The following is a 2,673-nucleotide window of genomic DNA, read 5'->3' on the forward strand; positions in this document are numbered from 1 at the left end:
CCCTGGGATTTTCTGCAGTAGTCTGAATTGTTCTTGTAATATGCTCATCTAAGTTCTTAAGAGAGTGGATTCGGGTAGAGTCCGAGAGTTGATCGAGCCTTCTTTTGGTTCTCCGGTCTGCAGTCTCCTTCCCTATGTCCCCTGCCATATCTCCATCTCCGAATTTACGAACCCCGCGTATGCTGATCCTTTGGTACAATTGCTCAAACATAAACTCTCGGAGGACCTCCCTCTATTCTCTGGATAAAATATGGGAATTTGAAACAGTAACCTCGGTAAAGTTGATTTCCTTCAAATGAAATCCCGTGCTTCCCGAATTAGCATAAGACCCTAATAACAATTAATCAGATGGAATTCGAGTATTAAAAATAAGTTTTTCAGGAAAGTCTTAAATTGGAAACAAAATTAAATGTCTCCTATTTGAAAATGCTCCAGCAGCAAGAAATCGATGGAGCGGCTTTATACCATGAAATCGCCCAGCTTACGAAAAATGAAAGCGAACGGGAAACCCTGCTGGGTATCTCAAATGAAGAGTATAAACATGCCGCTGTATTTGAAAAGTATACGGGCTGCAAACGTAAGCCTCGCCACTTCAGGCTGTTTTGCTACACACTAGCTGCCCGCATATTTGGGTATACTTTTATAATTAAATTGCTGGAACGGGGCGAGGATTTGGGGATCAAGGCTTATGAAAAAGAGGCTGCCCGAATTCCCGAATTAAAACAGATTTTGGATGAGGAAGAGATTCATGAGCAGAAGCTGCTTGATATGTTGGATGAAGAACGCCTGCATTACGTGGGCGATATTGTATTGGGCATGAACGATGCGCTTGTAGAGCTTACCGGCGCTCTGGCGGGATATACGCTTGCGATGCAAAACACTCACATCATTGCGATGGCAGGATTGATTACGGGCATCTCCGCGACACTTTCGATGACGGCTTCTGGATATCTTTCATCCCGTGAGGCGGGGCAAAAAAACGCGGTCAAATCAGCCGCTTATACGGGGCTTGCCTATCTGGTTACTGTTACGCTGCTGATTACTCCATATCTGCTATCTCCACCGGGCGGATATCTTTGGGCATTGGGTATAACACTGCTGATCGCCGTTGCTATCATCGCCGGCTTTAATTTTTATGTCTCCATCGCAAAAGGCAGACCATTCCGGCGCAATTTTTTCGTAATGGCCGGTATCACCATGGGCGTTGCAGCAATTTCCTTTGCGATCGGGTTGATAGTCAAAAATGTCTTGGGAATTGATTTGTAGATGTTGCGAAGGAGCTTCAACAATAGGGAAATAGAAAGGATGAGCAGTATAAAAGAAAACATTCATGATTTTACTGTGAAGAATAGCAAAGACGAAACTGTATCCCTGTCCCAATACAGGGGAAAGGTATTGTTCGTTGTAAATACGGCAACTAAATGCGGCTTAACGCCGCAATACGAAGCGTTGGAAACTCTATATCAAAAACACAAGGAAGAAGGCTTTGAGATTCCTGACTTTCCCTGCAAGCAATTTCTAAGCCAACCACCAGAGACAGATGAAAAAATCGAGGAATTTTGTACGGTGAATTATCATACAACATTTCCCCGTTTCGCCAAAATTGATGTAAGCGGCAAAAACGCCGATCCTCTTTTTATCTGGCTGAAGGAGCAGGCACCGGAGGATTAAGACGATAAGAATACTGATTCTTTTGAAAGCAAAGTTAAAGTATTAAAGCCTTTTGCAAAACCTGGTGATACAAAATGGAATTTTGGGAAATTTCTGATTGCCAGAAATGGCAATGTTAAAGCACGCTATCCATCTGCCTACAGACCCGAACAACTGGAAAATGATATAAAAGAACTGCTGTGATGAATAATGTTGTATGGATGACAAAGAGGAGGCAAACCACAAAAAGAGACCAAGCATCGCTGACTGTCCAATCAATCGGTCAGCATTGTATTAATGCCAGAAAACTGCATCATTGTAAACGGAACTGCTGGTATCAATCAGTTTAGTGATAGGGCTTAAATTTTTCGTTAAAAATGCAGGGGCAGTACTTTGCAGAGGACGTAAGCAGCTTTGCTTAAAACGTTTACCCATCCTTGTGCTATGCTTGTAATGTTAATCAGCACCGTACGTTGGATTTTAATCGCCTATAAAGCAAGAATCAACAACAAAAGGGGACACGGAAATGGATTATAGAACTCCTATACGCAGAATACGATTTCAGTCTTGATGACTATTCTATTAGTTGCACAGTCAGTTCTTTTAATTTTTGTGCTGTGAATTTAAGGACCATCAGGCAAAAGATCAATTCAATCAGCATAATACCCAAGCGAACTAAGTTAAATCACTGGTAGGACTCAAGTGATAGATTTGATTTTAACGGATGTCATGGAAGTTTCTGTTCCCTTATTCTCTTTCTCCATTCTTCTGTCCTTCGCTCAACTAACCTTTATTAAAGCAGCAGTTACTTGAGCCATCCAGGGTTGCTTGTGCTACAATAAATACATGAGCAATAGTGGATTTACGGACATTCGCCCTTCGCCTATTGCCGGAATCTGGTATCCTGCCGATCCTATCGATCTGCGGGACGAAATACAGGATTACCTTGACCGGGCTGTCGCGCCGGAATTGACCGGTGAGGTTTTCGCTCTGGTTGTGCCGCATGCCGGCCATATTTATTCC

3 protein-coding genes are annotated in these 2,673 nt (G+C 42.8%); 2 read left to right on the forward strand and 1 reads right to left on the reverse strand.

From position 1 onward, the window contains the following. A partial coding sequence (locus ABFC84_13600; GenBank protein MEN6413775.1) for a hypothetical protein occupies positions 1-211 on the reverse strand: 211 nt, incomplete at its 3' end. A gap of 182 nt (positions 212-393) precedes the next feature. Here ABFC84_13600 and ABFC84_13605 point away from each other — a divergent pair. Together ABFC84_13605 and ABFC84_13610 are read left to right on the forward strand one after the other, a co-directional pair. Next, positions 394-1,266, forward strand: coding sequence for a VIT1/CCC1 transporter family protein (locus ABFC84_13605; protein ID MEN6413776.1), 873 nt, complete (start codon positions 394-396; stop codon positions 1,264-1,266). Positions 1,267-1,305: 39 nt separating this feature from the next. Further along, entirely contained in the window at positions 1,306-1,671 is a 366-nt protein-coding gene (locus ABFC84_13610) for a redoxin domain-containing protein (protein ID MEN6413777.1), read from the forward strand. Positions 1,672-2,673 lie beyond the last annotated feature (1,002 nt).

The sequence above is a fragment of the Veillonellales bacterium genome, from assembly GCA_039680175.1.
Lineage (GTDB): Bacteria > Bacillota > Negativicutes > JAAYSF01 > JAAYSF01 > JBDKTO01.